Below are 18,679 nucleotides of genomic sequence, written 5' to 3'. Positions count from 1 at the left end.
AAAGAAGTACAAGATATTTATAAATATTCAGGAGTAGAGGGAGAATAATTGTAATGGTAAGAAAAACGTTTAAGATGCGTGTGTCTAGAAATAGAACGATTTCGATTGATGGTTCGATTCTTGATGTGGATGTGACGCATGATGAGTTTTTACAAGAGTTCGTTGAGTGGGTCGATTCTAAAGGTTGGTCGTTTATGGGTATGACGGATGAGATTACAGCTGAGGAAGCTGGGCAAAAGTTAATAGATTCGTTGATTGATGAGAAGGATAAGAAAGAGTAATTCCTTCTTATTTTTTGTTGTATATTTATGTTCCTTATCGTAAAAGTGTGATATAGTAAAAAATAGTGAATATTCTTCCAATTTAATACAAATTACATATGGATTGGTAGAGTTATTTTATAGAATGTGAAAGTAAAGTGAAAAGGGAGAGTCATATGGTAAATTTTAAGAAAATTTCGGTTTTTATTATGGTTATTTGTTTATTTTTTTTGACACCTATGACGTTATATGCTGAGACGAATATTGGAGTAAATCCGGAGCAAGTGGCACCTCCACCTGCGGAAGGGCCGAATGTTTTTAGTCAGTTTGCGACTACGATTGATGCGAAAACAGGAGATATGTTGTACGACAAAAATGCACATCATCGTGCGTATCCTGCTAGTATGACGAAAGTGTTAACGGCGATTTTACTGATGGAGCATACGAAGCCAGAGGATCAATTTACGTTTTCACAACTAGCATTAGATCAAGAGAAGAGTAATTATCAAATTGAGTTTCAACCTGGTGAGACTATTAATAGAAATACTGCACTTATGATTTTAATGGTGCTGAGTGCGAATGATGTGTCCTATGCGATTGCGGAGCATATTGGAGGAAGTGTTGAAAATTTCGCCAATATGATGAATGAAAGGGCGAAGCAATTAGGGGCTAAAGATAGCCATTTTGTAACGCCAAATGGATTGCATGATCCAAATCATTATACGACGCCATATGATATGGCGATGATTACGAGAGGTGTGCAAAAGTATCCTGAAATTTTACAAGCGATGAATACGAAAAGAACGACGGTTACGACATCTAGGCAAACAGTTTCTATTTTTAATAAGTCTACTTATTTTGAAAATCCATATAGCATTGGTGGTAAGACAGGATTTACGAATGAAGCGCGCAATACGCTCGTTTTATTAAATGAGAAGGATGGAAATCGTATTATAAATGTAGTAATGGCTTCTCAAAGACCTGAAATTTATGAAGATTTGAAGCAGATGACGGAATATTCTTTCGGGCAATTTACGAAGCAAACGGTACTAGATAAACATAGTTGGCATCAAAAGACAACGTATTTAAATAAAGATGTTGATTCTGAGCTCGAAAACAGTGCTGAGCTTATGTTAAAGAAAGATGAAGGGAAAAATGTAAAAACGGCTTTTCGGGTTAATTCAGTGGATAAAGAAGCTTTGTACCAAAAAGGAATTCATCGCGGTGAAGTAGTTGGTGCGGTAGATATTATAAAAAATAATCAAACGATTGCGACTATAAATGTTCTTTCGAAAGAAGATGTTACTTTTGCGATGCCTAAAAAAGATACAGTTGCACCTGAAGTAAAGGAATCGAATGTGAAAGTGATAAGTGTTGGAATAGGTGCGATTGTATTATTTGGAGCGATTTTATATGTAGTGCTGCGCCGAAATAACCAAGGGATGAAATCAGAAGAAAAATAAATTGCTAGTAGACCGTGATGAGATTTTGTCACGGTCTTTTTTGTATGCATTTCAAAAGTAATTTAACTAATAATTGTAAATTTTCTTATTGCATTTCCGCATCGTTCGTTATATTATTTACTTGTGTTCTTGTTAAAGAACGAAAATGAATGTTGCATACTTCAAATAATATAAAACAACGGAGAGGGAGAGAGACGATGAAATTAATTTGGAAGGTGATTAGCAACGTTATCTCATTTGTTTTATTTGCGGTAATGGTTTGTTTAGCTTTTGTAGTTATTTCTTCAAAAGCGAGTGGTGGTGATCCAACAGTGATGGGATATCAATTTAAGAGCGTTCTTTCAGGATCGATGGAACCAACATTTTTAACAGGATCAATCATTGCGATAGAGCCAACGAAAGATGGTTCTAAATATAAAAAAGGTGATGTTATTACGTTTAAAGAGAAAGATGACAAAATTATCACTCACCGTATTATCGGTGCGAAAGATACAAATGGAAAAGTAATGTATGAAACAAAAGGGGATAACAACAACGGACCAGATTTAGCACCAGTACTTGCAGAGAATGTAATCGGAAAGTATGCAGATATTACAGTCCCATACGTTGGTTATGGACTGAATTATGCGAGTTCAAAAGCGGGAGCAGCATTACTTCTCATTATTCCTGGAGTCTTTTTACTTGGCTATTCCGCAATTTCTATTTTTGGCGCTATTCGTAGCATTGACGGAGAAAAGAAAGATAAAAAAGTAGAACAATCCGTCTAGTTCGTTTGGTTATACTTTCCGTTTAGGAAGTTAACAAATATATATATTAAGGGGATATGGACATGACTTTAAAGAAAAAATTAGGAATGGGTATCGCATCAGCAGTACTAGGAGCAGCATTAGTTGGTGGAGGAACATTTGCATTCTTTAGCGACAAAGAAGTGTCAAACAATACATTTGCGGCTGGTACACTTGATTTAGCGGCAAACCCATCGACAGTTGTTGATGTATCGAATTTAAAGCCTGGCGATACAATTAAAAGAGATTTTAAACTAGAAAATAAAGGCTCTTTAGACATTAAAAAAGTTTTACTAAAAACAGATTACAAAGTAACCGATGCGAAGGGCGACAATAAAGATGATTTTGGTAAACATATTAAAGTAACATTCTTAAAAAATGTAGATAAGCATGAAACAATTGTAAAAGAAACAACGCTAGATAAATTGAAGGGTGACACACTTACAGCGGTAGACAATGATTTATCTGCTTGGTTCTGGGATGAAAAAGGTATTTCTGCAGGTAAGTCAGATAAATTTACAGTGAAATTCGAGTTTGTTGATAATAAAAAAGACCAAAATGAATTCCAAGGCGATAAACTAAATTTAACTTGGACGTTTGATGCACAACAAACAGAAGGTGAAGCAAGATAATAATAAAAAAGGGCTATCACATGGATAGCCCTTTTTCTATTTTTCTAGCATATGGCTATCATTTTGTATAGTTCTTTATTATAATAAAGATAATGTTCTGTATAAAGAACGTATTGTTCGATGGGAGAGATTAAGATGCTGAAAAGACCGCGTAATTTAAAAAAGATGCTTATATTGCCGTGTGTGTGCTCTATTACGTTTTATTTAGGATCTCAAGTCATGACGCATACAGAAGCGGCATTTATTCATGAAACGAAAGTAGAAGCGACGCTTTCTACAGCAATTATATTTCCGAAAACAGTTAATACGTTAAAAGAGCAAGCTGAGCAACATAAACAGTTTATTGAGCATGAGTATGGAACAATGAAGGGGAAATTGAAAGCAACTTCTATTGAAGAAATAGAACAGGCAATTGTAGTATGGCAGCAAGGACGTGAGAAAATTACTTCTGAGAAGGAAGCTTTACAAAATGTATATACTGCAATAGAAACTCCTTATAATCAAATACAAGAAGAATTAAAGGGAAATAAAGATGAGTCGATTCAGCAAGTAGCTTTATATGTGAATGAAGGCTTTCGCAGTATAAAAGAGAAGCGCGATTATATTGAGAAAGAAGTTAGCTTGCAAGCTATTGATGAACAGATCCAGGCTCTCCAGCAACAATTAAATGTTGCAATTGAAGCGGAAGGGCAAAAGAAAGTAGAAGAACAGAAGAAAGCAGAAGAACAAAAGAAAGTAGAAGAACAGAAGAAAGTAGAAGAACAGAAGAAAGCAGAAGAACAGAAGAAAGCAGAAGAACAGAAGAAAGCAGAAGAACAGAAGAAGATAGAAGAACAGAAGAAGATAGAAGAACAGAAGAAGATAGAAGAACAGAAGAAGATAGAAGAACAGAAGAAAGTAGAAGAACAGAAGAAGATAGAAGAACAAAAGAAAGTAGAAGAACAGAAGAAGATAGAAGAACAAAAGAAAGCAGAAGAGAAAAAGAAGGTAGAAGAACAGAAACAAACAGAAACAGCTAAGTAGCCTGAGCAAGTGATTTAATGAGAATGCTACTTCAACTAACCAATAATATTGTGGCTAGCACAACTTAGAGATTGTCATGAAAGAGAATAATGTATATAAGTGTGGGGGAGTATTTATCCTCGCACTTATTGTCTTGCTCTCGTGTGCTTCTAATAGAAAATGTGTTGGAATGAGCTAAAAAATCTGAAAAATCAAAACAATATTGAGAAATAAAAATAATTGAAAATACTAAAAAAATATTGTTGTATTTATATAGGTTTGTTCGTTATAATGAACTTAAGGTTTTAAAAAAAGAACAAATATTAGCTAAGCTAATATAGTTTTAGTTACACCTCTTATTTTGAAATAAGAGATAAAAATACAAAAAACAGCTAGGGGGAATTGATTGTGAGTCTGAAAAAGAAATTAGGTATGGGAGTTGCATCAGCAGCATTGGGGTTATCTTTAATTGGTGGAGGAACATTCGCTTACTTTAGCGATAAAGAAGTATCGAACAATACATTTGCAGCTGGGACGTTAGATCTTACATTAAACCCTAAAACGCTTGTAGATATTAAAGATTTAAAACCAGGGGATTCTGTTAAGAAAGAGTTCTTATTAAAGAACGACGGTACTTTAGCAATTAAAGACGTTAAATTAGCGACAAAGTATACTATTACAGATGCAAAAGGTGATAATGCTGGTGAAGACTTTGGTAAGCACATTAAAGTGAAATTCCTTTGGAACTGGGATAAACAAAGTGAGCCTGTATATGAAACAACTTTAGCTGATTTACAAAATGTGGATCCAGATGTTTTAGCTAAAGACATCTTTGCTCCAGAGTGGGCAGAGAATGGTGGTCTAGCACCAAATTCAGAAGACTATCTATGGGTACAATTTGTATTCGAAGATGATGGTAAAGATCAAAACAAATTCCAAGGCGATTCATTGAACTTAGAATGGACATTCAACGCAAGCCAAACAGATGGCGAAGAAAAATAATAAATCAAAAAGCGGGGATTCCCCGCTTTTTTTTATAAAGAAAAAAAGAAGTGCTTGTTTTAAGCACTCTTTCATATGTATTATTGTTGATTTTTCTTCCATTGTGTAAATTCGAGAAATTCACGAAACTGTTCTTTTGAGACACCGGAGCTCATCGCATCTTTAACGAGTTGTGTCCATTCGGAGTCTAGATGACTTTCTGTTGTTGTTTCATCGTGAAGTAAAGTATCAACTGGAATTTGTAGAACAGCTGAAATTTTTTCAAGAAACTGAATGGAAGGGTTTTTTTGTAAATTCCGTTCTATAGAACTAATGTAAGATTTAGCTACACCAGCTTTTTCGGCGAGTTCTGTTAGTGAAATGCCTTTTTGTAAACGAAGGCGTTTTATACGTTCTCCTATCATATTTGCGCACCTTTCTATCAATATGTAGTCGTCTTATGATGTGATTATTATAACATAAACTTCGTTAAAAAGAACGAGGCTATTGAGCCTGGCTCGTATGCTTCATACGTTGGAAAAAGTGTTCAATATCTTGCAGGGCAATGCCAGCATCTAGAGCTTCAAGTATTAAATCAATCCATTCTTGATCTAGTGAGTCAGCCTTATCTTTGTACAAATGTGATTCCTCCCTAATTATCGGTCATAATTGCTGCTACATAGTAGACGATAATTGAATCGAATTGTATATTTTATATGTCAAATTATCGAATATTGTGTAGATAAAACAAAGATAAAATCCCCATTAAATTCCCTCAATAGAAATTATAAAGTGTTCGGCGAAACTTTTCAATATTTTCTGAAAACATTGATGAATTGTGATATATTCGTATGCTAACTATGGGATTTTTACAAATATATTAAAAAAATTACATAATGTGACTAAATATTGAAAAAATACTGAATTTTTAATAATATAAAATATGTAATACATATTTTATATTAGGGGAGGAAATAAGGGATGAAAAAGAAACCATTTAAAGTGTTATCAACAATTGCTTTGACAGCTGTTCTAGGCATATCATTAGGCGCTGGGGGCCAGTCTGCTTATGCTGAAAAGCCTGAGAACAAGACAGCTACAAGCCCAGTTGATGATCACTTAATCCCAGAAGAGAGATTAGCAAATGCGCTAAAAGAACGTGGGGTAATTGATTCATCGGCTTCAGAGACAGAAACAAAGAAAGCTGTTGAGAAATATGTAGAGAAGAAAAAGGGAGAAAATCCTGGAAAAGAAGAGACAAATGGGGACCCACTTACGAAAGATGCATCTGACTTTTTAAAGAAAGTGAAAGATGCGAAAGCAGACACGAAAGAAAAATCAGAGCAGCCAGCAAACGGGACTACAGCAGGAACAGGTCCAGTTAGAGGAGGCTTAAATGGGAAAGTACCAACTTCACCTGCTAAGCAAAAAGAGTATAACGGTGAAGTTCGTAAAGATAAAGTACTTGTTTTACTTGTAGAGTACGCTGATTTCAAGCATAACAATATTGATAAAGAGCCTGGTTACATGTATTCCAACGATTTTAATAAAGAGCATTATGAAAAAATGTTATTTGGTAACGAACCTTTTACACTAGATGATGGAAGTAAAATTGAAACGTTTAAACAATATTATGAAGAGCAATCTGGTGGTAGCTACACAGTGGACGGAACTGTTACAAAATGGTTAACGGTTCCTGGTAAAGCAGCTGATTACGGTGCTGATGCAGCAACAGGTCATGATAATAAAGGACCAAAAGGACCACGTGATCTAGTAAAAGATGCATTAAAAGCGGCTGTAGATAGCGGACTTGATTTATCACAGTTTGATCAGTTCGATCAATATGATGTAAATGGTGATGGGAATCAAAATCAACCGGACGGTTTAATCGATCACTTAATGATTATTCATGCGGGTGTTGGACAAGAAGCAGGTGGCGGTAAATTAGGCGATGATGCAATTTGGTCACATCGCTGGACAGTTGGACCAAAACCATTCGCAATTGAAGGTACACAAGCGAAAGTTCCATATTGGGGCGGAAATATGGCAGCATTCGACTACACAATTGAACCAGAAGATGGCGCGGTTGGTGTATTCGCACATGAATATGGCCATGATTTAGGTCTTCCAGATGAGTATGATACACAATATAGCGGTGATGGTGAACCGGTTGAAGCTTGGTCTATTATGAGTGGCGGAAGCTGGGCTGGTAAAATCGCAGGAACAACGCCAACGAGTTTATCACCACAAAATAAAGAGTTTTTCCAAAAAACAATCGGTGGTAACTGGGCGAATATCGTAGAAGTAGATTACGAGAAATTAAATAAAGGTATCGGTCTTGCAACATACTTAGACCAAAGTGTTACGAAGTCAGATCGTCCAGGTCTGATTCGTGTTAACTTACCAGATAAAGATGTAAAAGGAATTCAGCCTGCATTTGGTAAACAGTATTACTACAGCACAAAAGGTGATGACCTTCATACAACGATGGAAACGCCACTATTCGATTTAACGAAAGCAACGACTGCAAAATTCGATTATAAGTCATTGTATGAAATCGAAGCAGAGTACGATTTCCTTGAAGTGCACGCTGTAACAGAAGACGGTCAAAAAACGTTAATTGAAAGAATTGGTGAGAAAGCAAATAGTGGAAATGCAGCTACGACAAATGGAAAATGGGTTGATAAATCATATGATTTAAGTCAATTCAAAGGTAAGAAAGTGAAACTAGTATTTGAATATATTACAGACGGTGGATTGGCGTTAAATGGATTTACACTTGATAATGCGTCACTAACTGTAGATGGAAATGTTGCATTCTCTGATGATGCAGAAGGTACACCACAATTCAAATTGGACGGTTTCGTTGCATCTAACGGAATGGATAAGAAAAAACATAACTACTATGTTGAGTGGAGAAACTATGCTGGTTCAGATAACGCATTGAAATTTGCTCGCGGTCCAGTATATAACACTGGTATGGTTGTATGGTATGCGGATTCAGCTTACACAGATAACTGGGTTGGTATACATCCGGGACATGGTTTCCTTGGTGTAGTTGACTCTCATCCAGAAGCAATTGCAGGAACTTTAAATGGCAAACCAACATTTACAAGCAGTACGCGATTCCAAATTGCTGATTCGGCGTTCTCATTCGACAAAACGCCAGCTTGGAAAGTTGTATCTCCAACGCGTGGAACATTCGTATACGATGGATTACCAGGGGTACCGAAGTTCGATGACTCTAAAAAGTATATTAATGAGCAGATTCCAGATGCAGGACGTATTTTACCGAAGCTTGGTCTGAAGTTTGAAGTAGTAGGACAAGCTGATGATAATTCTGCAGGTGCTGTTCGTTTATACCGTTAATACAGTAAAACTACCGAGAGATGTTCTTTCGGTAGTTTTTTTGTGAGCAATGAATTTTATATAAAGTAAAAAGTCATATATAATGTAACTTTACGAATAGAAATTTGTTACATATAAAGTCTATATAAATAACGAAAGAATTGTATAAAGTGAAACTTTAATCGGTGGGGGTTTTGTCCATCCCCACTGATTATTAGCACGACCTCGCCTAACTTCCTTGAATTCGCTGGATTTTGAGGTGAGAGTCTTACTGCTCGTTAATAGCGGAATAAACATAGTGGGAGAAGGTGAGTGAATGAGTATTTCCTCTATTGTAAATAAACAAAAGGAATATTTTTATAAAGGACATACGAGAAGTGTAGAGACGAGAAAGAATAATTTGAAGAAGCTTTATGAAGGGATTCAGCATTTTGAGGATGAGATTTTTCAAGCGTTGAAATTAGATTTGAATAAATCAGTTCACGAATCATTTACAACAGAAATTGGATATGTACTAAAAGAGATTTCTTTTCAAATGAAGCATATTTCATCTTGGAGTAAACCAAAGCGTGTTCGCACAGCTCTTACTCATTTTGGATCGAAGGGGAAAGTAGTGCCAGAACCGTATGGTGTGACGCTTATTATCGCACCGTGGAACTATCCGTTTCAATTAGCAATTGCACCACTCGTAGGAGCGTTGGCAGCTGGTAATACAGTCGTTTTAAAGCCGTCAGAGTTAACGCCAAACGTTTCAAAAGTGCTTACGAGAATGTTAGGTGAATTATTCCCAGAAGAGCTTGTATCGGTAGTAGAAGGCGGTGCTGAGGAAAGCACAGCACTTTTAAAGGAACCGTTTGACTATATTTTCTTTACAGGTAGTGTTGGTGTTGGAAAAGTTGTGATGGAAGCAGCGGCGAAAAAATTAACGCCTCTTACGTTAGAACTTGGCGGGAAAAGTCCATGTATTGTACATAAAGATGCAAAGCTAGATGTAACCGCAAGACGTATCGTTTGGGGCAAGTTTTTGAATGCTGGACAGACGTGTGTAGCACCTGATTATATGTACGTTCATTCTTCAGTGAAAGAGCAATTAATCGAGGCATTACGACATGAAATCGCAGAGCAATATGGAAAAGATGCTTTACAAAATGACAATTATGTACGAATTGTGAGTGAGCGTCATTTCGAACGTTTATGTACATTTTTACAAGACGGTAAACCTGTGATTGGCGGGAATTATACGAAAGAAACATTACACATCGAGCCTACAGTATTAACGAATGTTACATGGCAAAGTGCTGTGATGGAAGATGAAATTTTTGGGCCGATTTTACCAATTATAGAATATGACAAAATAGAAGAGGTAATTGAAACGATTCAGCACCATCCAAAGCCGTTAGCGCTATATGTATTTTCTGAAGATAGAAAAGTGCAAAAGAAAGTGACGAGTAATATTTCATATGGCGGAGGATGTATAAATGATGTCGTATATCATCTTGCAACGCCATATTTACCTTTTGGGGGCGTTGGAAGTAGTGGGTTGGGCAGCTATCATGGTGAACAAAGTTTTCGGACTTTTTCCCATTATAAAAGCATTTTGTCCCAATCTACAGCATTCGATATGAAAATTCGTTACTCTTCTACAAAAAGTGCTTTAAAATTCATACGAAAGTTGTTAAAATGATGATGGTGTTTATCAGTAGGCGTAGCCGTATGATAAAAACCCCTTCGCAACTGAAGGGGTTTTTCTGTTCGACATATGTATCATGCAAAAATGAATCAAACATACTACATAAAGAATAGAAGAGAACGCTGCTAAACAACCATTTTTGTTTGGATCGAAACAAAAAATAGTCTATAGAACATAAATATTTATTCATGAATATAAAAATTAAAATTTAAGGTAGATAGGACGGGAAAATGAAAAAGATTATTAAAGTTGAAGCAGTAGAAAAACATTTTGGAAATCAAGTGATTATCCCCCCTCTTTCTTTAGATATTAAAGAAGGAGAATTTTTAACAATTTTAGGACCGAGTGGTTGCGGGAAAACGACTTTACTTCGTATGATCGCAGGATTTGAAACGCTAACTAAAGGGAATCTTTTATTAGATGATGAAAAGATTAACGATTTGCCGCCATACAAGCGTCATATGAATTTAGTGTTCCAACATTACGCACTATTCCCACATATGAATGTTGAAAAAAATATTTGTTTCGGTATGAAAATGCAAAAAGTATCAGCAGCAGAACAGAAAGAACGTGCGGAAGAGGCAATGCGTTTAACGCAGTTACTTGAGTTCCGTAATCGTAAACCTACGAAGCTTTCTGGTGGACAGCAGCAGCGTGTAGCAATTGCAAGAGCAATTGTAAACAACCCACGTGTATTACTATTAGATGAGCCACTTGGAGCGCTTGACTTTAAGTTAAGAAAAGATTTGCAACGTGAATTGAAAAACTTACAACGTAATTTAGGAATTACGTTCATATATGTAACGCACGATCAAGAAGAAGCGATGAGTATGAGTGATCGTATTGTCGTTATGAATAAAGGGCATATCGAACAAGTTGGCACGCCTAAAGAAATTTACAATCAACCGAAAACATTGTTTGTTGCGACGTTCATCGGTGAAAATAATATCGTGAAAAATGGGGAAAACTACGTAGCAGTTCGCCCTGAAAATGTAAAAGTTCGCTCGGTTGAAGAGCCAATTTTAAAAGAATACCACCTTGGGCATATTGAAGATATTGAATTTGTTGGAAATATGGAAAAGCTATATGTACGTGAGGAGAAAACATCGGAATTACTAATGGCATACCAAACTGCTGAAGAAGCAACGCAGTGGAGCATTGGAGATAATGTATATGTAGGCTGGGAGCAAGAGGACGAGGTGACCTTAAATTGAAGAAAGGGAAATTACTCGCATTACCTACAGTCGTATGGCTGTTACTCTTCTTCCTAATTCCACTTCTGTTCGTATTAGCATTTGCCTTCATGCAGCGCGGAGCATACGGGACAGTGGAAATGAAATTTACATTAGATAACATAGTGCGTGTGTTTGATCCATTATATATGGGGACGTTATGGGAAACAGTGAAAATTGCGGTTATTACGACAGTACTATGTTTATTAATCGGTTATCCATTTGCCTATACAATTACAATTGTTGATCGTAAATATCGTTCTATCCTTCTATTATTGGCAACGATTCCGTTCTGGATTAACTTTCTTGTTCGTTCATACGCATGGATTGTTATTTTACGTTCACAAGGACTTGTAAACACATTGCTATTGAAACTAGGTATTATTAGTGAACCTTTAAATCTGTTATACAATACACCTTCTGTAATACTCGGAATGGTATATTCTTTATTACCATTTATGATTTTACCAGTGTATGCAGCAATTGAGCAGCTTGATAAGCGTAAGCTAGAGGCAGCTTATGATTTAGGAGCAACACCAGTAAAGGCATTTTGGAATGTAACAGTACCGATGACGATGTCAGGGATTACCACTGGTTCTATTTTAGTATTCGTTTCGTCTATCGGAATGTTTGTTGTATCAGACGTTATGGGTGGATCGAAAGTAGCATTAATTGGAAACGTAATTCAAAACCAATTCTTAGGTTCACGTGACTGGCCGTTTGGTTCTGCGTTATCTATGATTGTTGTTCTATTCTCTGTTCTGTTAATTTACTTATATTATCGTGCAACGAAAGTATATAAATATGATGGAAACGGAGGGGAATAGGCAAAAATGAAGAAGTTTTTAGTTTCTTATTCTTGGTTAATCTTATTGTTTTTGTATTTTCCAATGATGGTTTTAATGGTATATTCCTTCAACGATTCTCGCATTAATGCGGAATGGGAGGGCTTTACACTCCATTGGTATACAGATTTATTTCAAAAACAAGATGTTATTGATGCGTTTGTAAATAGTATTACGATTGCTCTTATAACGACAATTGTGACGACAGTTCTTGGTGTGATTTTTGCTATTGCATTGCACCGTTACAAATATCGTTTTGAAGGGGCCATTAACGGTCTTGTATATTTACCAATTTTAATTCCTGATATTTTAATGGGGTTATCTTTACTTATCCTATTTAGTCAATTAGGTATGGAACTTGGAAAAACAACAATTATTATTGCACACATTACATTCAGTATTTCATTTGTTGTTGTTATTTTAGCCGCACGTCTTTCTGGTATGGGACGTGATTTAGAAGAGGCTGCAAACGATTTAGGAGCAACGCCGTGGCAAACGTTTCGTTATGTAACGTTACCAGCAATTGCACCAGGAGTTATTTCAGCCGCATTATTAACATTCACATTATCGATTGATGATTTTGTAATTAGTTTCTTCGTATCAGGACCAGGATCAACAACATTGCCATTATACATTTATAGTATGGTTAAGCGCGGAGTATCACCTGAAATTAATGCTCTTTCTACAATATTAATTGTTGTAATTGTAGGATTAATGGTGCTATCGGAAATCTTCCGTAATAAAGGTGCAGACGGTGAAGAAAACTCTGGAGGACACCTTCCTTTATAATACGAATGATATAGAAAGAACGAGGAGGCAATAAACCGATGAAATTAGTGAAGAGATTAGCTGGTATAGCAATTAGCTTCAGTCTTGCTGCAGGTGTACTTGCTGGTTGCGGTGAGAAAAAAGAAGAATTAAACATTTATAGCTGGGCTGACAATTTTGATGAGCAAGTTTTAAGAGATTTTGAAAAGAAATATAACGTGAAAATTAACTATGATAAATATGCAAGTAATGAAGAAATGCTTGCGAAATTACAAGCTGGTGGCGCAACATATGATTTGATTCAGCCGTCTGATTACATGGTGAAAACGATGGCGAAGATGGACTTATTGGCACCTTTAGATAAGAAGAACATCCCGAACATCGAGAATCTTGTTTCTAACTTTAAAACACCTGCGTTTGATCCAGAGAATAAGTATTCTTTAGTATATACTTGGGGTGTAACAGGAATTGCATACAATAAAAAGTATGTGAAAGAAGCACCTACAAGCTGGAATGATTTATGGAACGAGAAATATAAAGGACATGTTACTTTATTAAACGATTCTCGTGAAGTATTAGGAATGGGACTTAAGAAAAATGGTTTCTCTAATAGTACGAAAGAGGATGCACAGTTAAAGACAGCGTCAAATGATTTACAGAAGCTACTTCCAAACTTATTAGCATTCGATACAGATAACATTAAACAAAAATTCATTACAGAAGATGCTTGGATCGGGACAGTTTGGTCTGGAGACGCAGCATTCATCGCGAAAGACAATAAAGATGTAGGATACGTTGTACCAAAAGAAGGCGGCACAATTTGGGCTGATACGTTAGCAATTCCAAAAGGTGCGAAAAATAAAGAACTTGCAGAGAAGTTTATGAACTACTTATTAGATGAAAAAGTAAGTGTGAAAAACTACGAGTCAATTGGTTACAGTAATCCAAATGAAAAAGCTCATCCTCTTCATAGTAAAGAATATCGTGATAATCACATGATCTTCTTAACAAAAGAAGAATTAGATCGTACAGAATGGCTTGTTGATGTAGACGATAAGTTAAAAGACTACGATCGCTACTGGACAGAGCTGAAAACAAAAGGTAAATAAGTAAGGAAATGCGGTTTCTAAAGTAGAAATCGCATTTTTTCATAGTAGGAGGAAATCGATTGAAGAAAAAGTTACATCAGTATGAGTTAATGTGTATCGTTTTATTGTTTGTTCTATTTAGCATCATCGCTTGGAGGGTACATGTAGGTGGTGTTACAATGATGGATACATACGTACGTGATATGGTAAAAGGATTACAAACGGAAAGCTCACTTACATTTTTCTCCTACTTTACAAAGCTAGGATCTGCAGTTGGAGTTATAACGACACTAATTATAAGCTTGCTCGTTTTTTGGAAAAAGCGTTATTATGCTGCTATGATTGTGTATCCAATGGCTATATTAACGACACACCTTGTTAATAAGGGGATAAAAGAAATTGCAAAAAGAGACCGCCCATCATTAAATGAGGCACTTGACGCACTTGGGTATAGCTTCCCAAGTGGACATGCAATGCTATCTATCATAACATTCGGTTTTCTTGCCTATATCATTGCTGCGAATTTGAAAAGTACAGCTGGAAAATGTGGTATTACGATTTCGATGGGTATATTAATTATATTGATTGGATTAAGTAGAGTTATTTTAAATGTTCATTACCCAACTGATATTTTAGCTGGTTATTGCGCAGGGGGCATTTTGTTAATCATTGCAATTTATTGTCATCGTTTACTCACCGAGAGATTGGGACTTAATAACGAGAGATAGAAAAACGTCTAGAAAAACTAGTATTATAGTTTTTCTAGACGTTTTTTGTTTATGGGGAGATGTGATACAGTATAAATGATAAGTAAATTATATAAAGTAGGTGAAAATGTGTGAAGACAAATGTACATAAAATTGATAAGTGGGGGAAGTTAGGAACTTTTTTGTATCAATTTCGTTATACAGTAATTGTAGCATTACTACTACTTGCGATAGTGCTCGGTATTTTTGCTCCAAAACTTCCAGGAGTATTGGGCGGTGATGGTTTCCAAACAGAAGGGGATTATCAAAAGACGAAAGAAATTTTAGATAAAGATTTTAAGCAATCTCAAGATACACTTTTACTCGTTTTTGAGAAGGAAAAGAATACTTCGCATGAGGATTTCCAAAAGCGTATAGAGGGGATAATAAATCAAATTCAAGAGACGGAAACATACGAATCTTTCCATCATCCAATGCAAAATAAAGAGATGTTACAAGATGATATCGGTTATGCGACGATTTTATTTTCCGGGAAAACAAATAAAGAACGAATGGAAAAGACATTACAATTCGCCGGAAAAATCGAGAAGGAAAGTAATAGCGTATTAAAAGTAACACCGACAGGATATCCGAAAATTAATCAAGAGATTAATGAAAGAACGCAAAATGATTTAAAAGTAGCAGAGATGATTGGATTACCTATTGCATTTCTCGTACTATTATTCTCATTTGGTAGTCTGCTTGCGTCTATTTTACCGATTATAAATGGCGCGCTAAGTGTAATTAGTACGATGGGGATTTTATATTTTATAGGTAGTGAAAAAGAGCTATCTATTTTCGTGTTAAATGTTGCGCCGATGATTGGGCTCGCATTATCAATTGATTTCGCACTGTTATTTGTAAATCGCTTTCGAGAAGAAGTTGCGAAGAGAACTGTGAAAGAAGCGATAGCAATTACGTATCAAACGGCAGGGCGTGCTATCGTATTTTCAGGGTTATGTGTATTCGTCGGTTTATCAGGCTTATTTTTCTTTAAGATAGATTATATTCAGTCTGTGGCTATTAGCGGGATGATTGTCGTTATTATGAGTATTTTGTTTTCGCTCACACTTCTTCCGGCACTATTATCTTTAATTGGTAAAAAGATATTGAAAAAGAATCAGGCGGCGCCTACGCCATCAAAGGTATGGCGTAAATTTGCACAGTTTGTAATGAAGCATCCAGTTGTCATGATTATTGTTGTTATAACATTTATTGTTATTTGTTTATTACCGCTACGTACAGCTAACTTGCAGTTTCCTGGTGTTGAAGCTTTACCTGAAAAGAGTGATACGAGAGTTGCATTTGAGAAGTATGAAGAAGCCTTTAATAAAACTGTCCAAACACACGCTGATGTTACATTAGTAGTAGAGACGAAGAAAGATATAACAGAAAAAGAAAGTTTACAAAAGATAGAAGCTGTTGTTCAAAAGTTAAAAGATGATAAGCAAGTATATAAGGTGAAAAGTGTATATGACGGGCTAAATGGAATGAAAGCAGATCAAGTTGCTGGAATATTGCAGTCGCCAGAAGCGGCGAAAATAGCTCCTGTATTTGAAGCGTATACGAAAGGAAATAAAACAACAATGGAAGTCTTTTTGGATACGAAGCCAAGTACAGAAACTGCAAAACAATGGGTTCGTGATTTTAAAAAGAATTATAAAGAAAATGATGTTACTTATTATATGGGCGGTATGACAACGTTCCAGCAAGAGTTAGAAGATGAAATTAAAGATAAAGTTGCAATTGGTATGTCTGTTATATTTGGATCAACCTTTGTTATTTTATTATTCGCATTCCGCTCTATACTCATTCCAATTAAAGCTATTATTATGAACGTACTTAGTTTAAGTGCAACAATTGGAATTGTTATTTGGTTATTTGAAGGTGGTCATTTCGGATTAGAAGAGAGTTCCGTTTTATTTGTATTACCGATCTTCATTTTCGGCCTCGTATTTGGGCTTAGCATGGATTATGAAGTATTTCTTATTTCACGTATTCATGAGCTCTATGAAGAAACAGGAGATAATGATCAGGCCACGTTAGAAGGGCTTGTATCGACAAGTAGAATCATTACGTCAGCTGCTTTAATTATGATCGTTGTAACTGGTGCGTTCGCATTTACTGATATTTTACCAGTAAGGCAAATGGGTCTTGGTGTGGCATTAGCGATATTTCTTGATGCAACAATTATTCGTCTAATGCTCGTACCAAGCTTGATGAAGTTGTTTGGAGACTGGAATTGGTGGCTGCCATTTCGAAAAAAACGAGAAAAATCATCGTGAAAAACGCTCATCATATTGATGAGCGTTTTTTTATGAATAGCAAAGCCTACATTTTGCAAATAGTATGTGATAAGAACATTACATACAAGTAGGTGAAGGCAATGTTTCGTTATTTTAAGTTTAAGCTAAATGATACAGTACAGTTTACTGAAAAAGATGGGCATTTGTATCGCATTGTCGGTTATCGGTTGGAGAAAGGGTTTTACCCAAAAGATGAATGGACTCATATTATTTATGAACTGCTTAGAGAATTTGACGGGTATACGATGGATGCGGAAGAAGAGGAAATTGTAAAAGTTATTCAAGTAGAGGATGAGTATTACAAAATACAAGAAGTATCGGGGTATCGCTATCCAGTAAAAATGAAGCAAAAGCAGCAAGTTATGAAAGGAGAGAAAATAGACGACTTATTAGATACATACAACGACTATAAACGATTGGCGGATTTCTTTAAAGATTTATTGTATGAACAAAAAGCTGAAGAAGTGTTGCAGGAAATGAAAAAGCTTAGAGCGTGAGGGGGGCAGTCGATTATAAGACTGTCCTCTATTTTTGACGGTGCATCAAATTATGTTTTCCGTTACAATGAGAGAATCAATAGAAATAAGGTGATTATAGTATGGAAACAAAGAAAAAGGGCGAATGGTGTGAAATCACGGTTCCAGCGACGTGGAATGGTATAAGTATTGATACGTTGTTAAAAGTAGAATGGGAAGTACCAAAAAAGTTATTACATCAGCTTCGTATGGAAAAGGGTGTTACGGTTAACGGAGAACAGAGGAGATGGAATGAACTTTTAAAAGAAGGAGATAAGTTACAAGTTCATATGTTTATGGAGGAGGAGTACGGCGTAGAGCCGGAATACGGTGAATTAAATGTAGTGTTTGAAGACGATCACGTACTCATTGTAAATAAGCCCGAGCAAATGGATACACATCCTTCTGAAAAAAATGGGACGGGAACACTTGCCAATCTTGTTGCTTTTCATTTTCAAATGCAAGGTTTAGAGACGAAGGTTCGTCATATCCATAGGTTAGATAAAGATACGACAGGTGGTGTTGTATTCGCAAAACATAGAATTGCGGGTGCAATTATGGATCGTTTATTAATGGAACGGAAAATTAAAAGAACGTATACGGCACTTGTTGAAGGAAAAGTAAAAAAGAAGCAGGGGACAATTGACGCGGCCATCGGAAGAGATCGACATCATGCTACAAGGCGCCGTGTTTCTCCAAAGGGAGACCAAGCTATAACGTATTATAAAGTAGAGAAATATTTTAAAAAACAAGATGCGACGCTCGTAACGTTACAGTTAGAAACCGGTAGGACGCATCAAATTCGCGTTCATATGAGCTATAATGGAAATCCATTAGTTGGGGATGTATTATATGGTGGGCAAACAACATATATGTCCGGGCAAGCGTTACATGCGATGAAGATTAATTTTTTGCATCCGATTACGAAAGAAGAGATCACGGTTGACGTACCTTTCCCTACAAATTTAAACGATATAATGAAAAAATTTGAAAGAGAAAATGGGTAAAGTGTAAGTTT

Annotated in this window: 18 protein-coding genes; 16 read left to right on the top strand and 2 right to left on the bottom strand. The window is 36.0% G+C overall.

The window, feature by feature from the left end; genetic code table 11:
* The first annotated feature begins 53 nt into the window (after nt 1-53).
* The 6 genes from MKX77_RS17750 to calY all read left to right on the top strand — a co-directional run bounded on the left by MKX77_RS17750 (nt 54) and on the right by calY (nt 5,144).
* Nucleotides 54-281, top strand: a complete 228-nt coding sequence (locus MKX77_RS17750) for a hypothetical protein (RefSeq protein WP_002064332.1) — start codon at nt 54-56, stop codon at nt 279-281.
* Nucleotides 282-436: 155 nt separating this feature from the next.
* The gene (locus MKX77_RS17745) at nt 437-1,723 is read left to right on the top strand and encodes a D-alanyl-D-alanine carboxypeptidase family protein (RefSeq protein WP_341307361.1); all 1,287 of its coding nucleotides are present in this window, start codon (nt 437-439) and stop codon (nt 1,721-1,723) included.
* Between the two features lie 197 nt (nt 1,724-1,920).
* Nucleotides 1,921-2,490: a signal peptidase I SipW gene (gene sipW / locus MKX77_RS17740; protein WP_341307360.1), complete on the top strand. Its 570-nt coding sequence runs from the start codon at nt 1,921-1,923 to the stop codon at nt 2,488-2,490.
* Nucleotides 2,491-2,552: 62 nt separating this feature from the next.
* On the top strand, nt 2,553-3,140 hold the full coding sequence (locus MKX77_RS17735; protein WP_215555628.1) for a CalY family protein: 588 nt from the start codon (nt 2,553-2,555) through the stop codon (nt 3,138-3,140).
* 135 nt (nt 3,141-3,275) lie between these two features.
* The gene (locus tag MKX77_RS17730) at nt 3,276-4,163 is read left to right on the top strand and encodes a DUF4047 domain-containing protein (protein WP_341307359.1); all 888 of its coding nucleotides are present in this window, start codon (nt 3,276-3,278) and stop codon (nt 4,161-4,163) included.
* 387 nt (nt 4,164-4,550) lie between these two features.
* A complete protein-coding gene (calY, locus tag MKX77_RS17725) occupies nt 4,551-5,144 on the top strand; it encodes a biofilm matrix protein CalY (RefSeq protein WP_341307358.1) in 594 nt (197 codons plus the stop codon).
* Between the two features lie 80 nt (nt 5,145-5,224).
* Here calY and MKX77_RS17720 read toward each other — a convergent pair whose 3' ends face one another.
* Together MKX77_RS17720 and MKX77_RS17715 are read right to left on the bottom strand one after the other, a co-directional pair.
* Nucleotides 5,225-5,548, bottom strand: coding sequence for a helix-turn-helix domain-containing protein (locus tag MKX77_RS17720; protein WP_002064339.1), 324 nt, complete (start codon nt 5,546-5,548; stop codon nt 5,225-5,227).
* 79 nt (nt 5,549-5,627) lie between these two features.
* Nucleotides 5,628-5,762 (bottom strand): anti-repressor SinI family protein, encoded by a 135-nt coding sequence (locus MKX77_RS17715; protein WP_002011474.1) that lies wholly within the window; start codon nt 5,760-5,762, stop codon nt 5,628-5,630.
* Nucleotides 5,763-6,104: 342 nt separating this feature from the next.
* Here MKX77_RS17715 and inhA1 point away from each other — a divergent pair, with 342 nt between their 5' ends.
* From inhA1 to MKX77_RS17665, 10 genes are all read left to right on the top strand, one after another.
* The gene (inhA1, locus tag MKX77_RS17710; RefSeq protein ID WP_341307357.1) at nt 6,105-8,492 is read left to right on the top strand and encodes a M6 family metalloprotease immune inhibitor InhA1; all 2,388 of its coding nucleotides are present in this window, start codon (nt 6,105-6,107) and stop codon (nt 8,490-8,492) included.
* A 295-nt stretch (nt 8,493-8,787) separates the two neighbouring features.
* Complete coding sequence (locus MKX77_RS17705; protein ID WP_341307356.1) at nt 8,788-10,155, top strand: aldehyde dehydrogenase; 1,368 nt, start codon at nt 8,788-8,790, stop codon at nt 10,153-10,155.
* 236 nt (nt 10,156-10,391) lie between these two features.
* Entirely contained in the window at nt 10,392-11,375 is a 984-nt protein-coding gene (gene potA / locus MKX77_RS17700; RefSeq protein WP_341307355.1) for a spermidine/putrescine ABC transporter ATP-binding protein PotA, read from the top strand.
* A complete protein-coding gene (potB, locus tag MKX77_RS17695) occupies nt 11,372-12,220 on the top strand; it encodes a spermidine/putrescine ABC transporter permease PotB (RefSeq protein WP_113733596.1) in 849 nt (282 codons plus the stop codon). The genes potA and potB overlap by 4 nt, the downstream gene beginning before the upstream one ends.
* A 6-nt stretch (nt 12,221-12,226) precedes the next feature.
* Nucleotides 12,227-13,027, top strand: a complete 801-nt coding sequence (gene potC / locus MKX77_RS17690) for a spermidine/putrescine ABC transporter permease PotC (RefSeq protein ID WP_215555633.1) — start codon at nt 12,227-12,229, stop codon at nt 13,025-13,027.
* Between the two features lie 38 nt (nt 13,028-13,065).
* Nucleotides 13,066-14,115, top strand: a complete 1,050-nt coding sequence (gene potD / locus MKX77_RS17685; protein WP_341307354.1) for a spermidine/putrescine ABC transporter substrate-binding protein PotD — start codon at nt 13,066-13,068, stop codon at nt 14,113-14,115.
* Between the two features lie 59 nt (nt 14,116-14,174).
* Nucleotides 14,175-14,822, top strand: coding sequence for a phosphatase PAP2 family protein (locus MKX77_RS17680; protein ID WP_341307353.1), 648 nt, complete (start codon nt 14,175-14,177; stop codon nt 14,820-14,822).
* A 110-nt stretch (nt 14,823-14,932) separates the two neighbouring features.
* Nucleotides 14,933-17,125, top strand: a complete 2,193-nt coding sequence (locus tag MKX77_RS17675) for an MMPL family transporter (protein WP_341307352.1) — start codon at nt 14,933-14,935, stop codon at nt 17,123-17,125.
* 101 nt (nt 17,126-17,226) lie between these two features.
* Complete coding sequence (locus tag MKX77_RS17670) at nt 17,227-17,643, top strand: histidinol dehydrogenase (protein WP_341307351.1); 417 nt, start codon at nt 17,227-17,229, stop codon at nt 17,641-17,643.
* Nucleotides 17,644-17,744: 101 nt separating this feature from the next.
* A complete protein-coding gene (locus MKX77_RS17665; protein ID WP_341307350.1) occupies nt 17,745-18,668 on the top strand; it encodes an RluA family pseudouridine synthase in 924 nt (307 codons plus the stop codon).
* Nucleotides 18,669-18,679: the final 11 nt, after the last annotated feature.

The organism is Bacillus sp. FSL R9-9410 (assembly GCF_038050385.1).
In the GTDB taxonomy this organism is placed as follows: domain Bacteria; phylum Bacillota; class Bacilli; order Bacillales; family Bacillaceae_G; genus Bacillus_A; species Bacillus_A cereus_U.
This window is presented reverse-complemented; position numbering and strand designations above follow the sequence as displayed.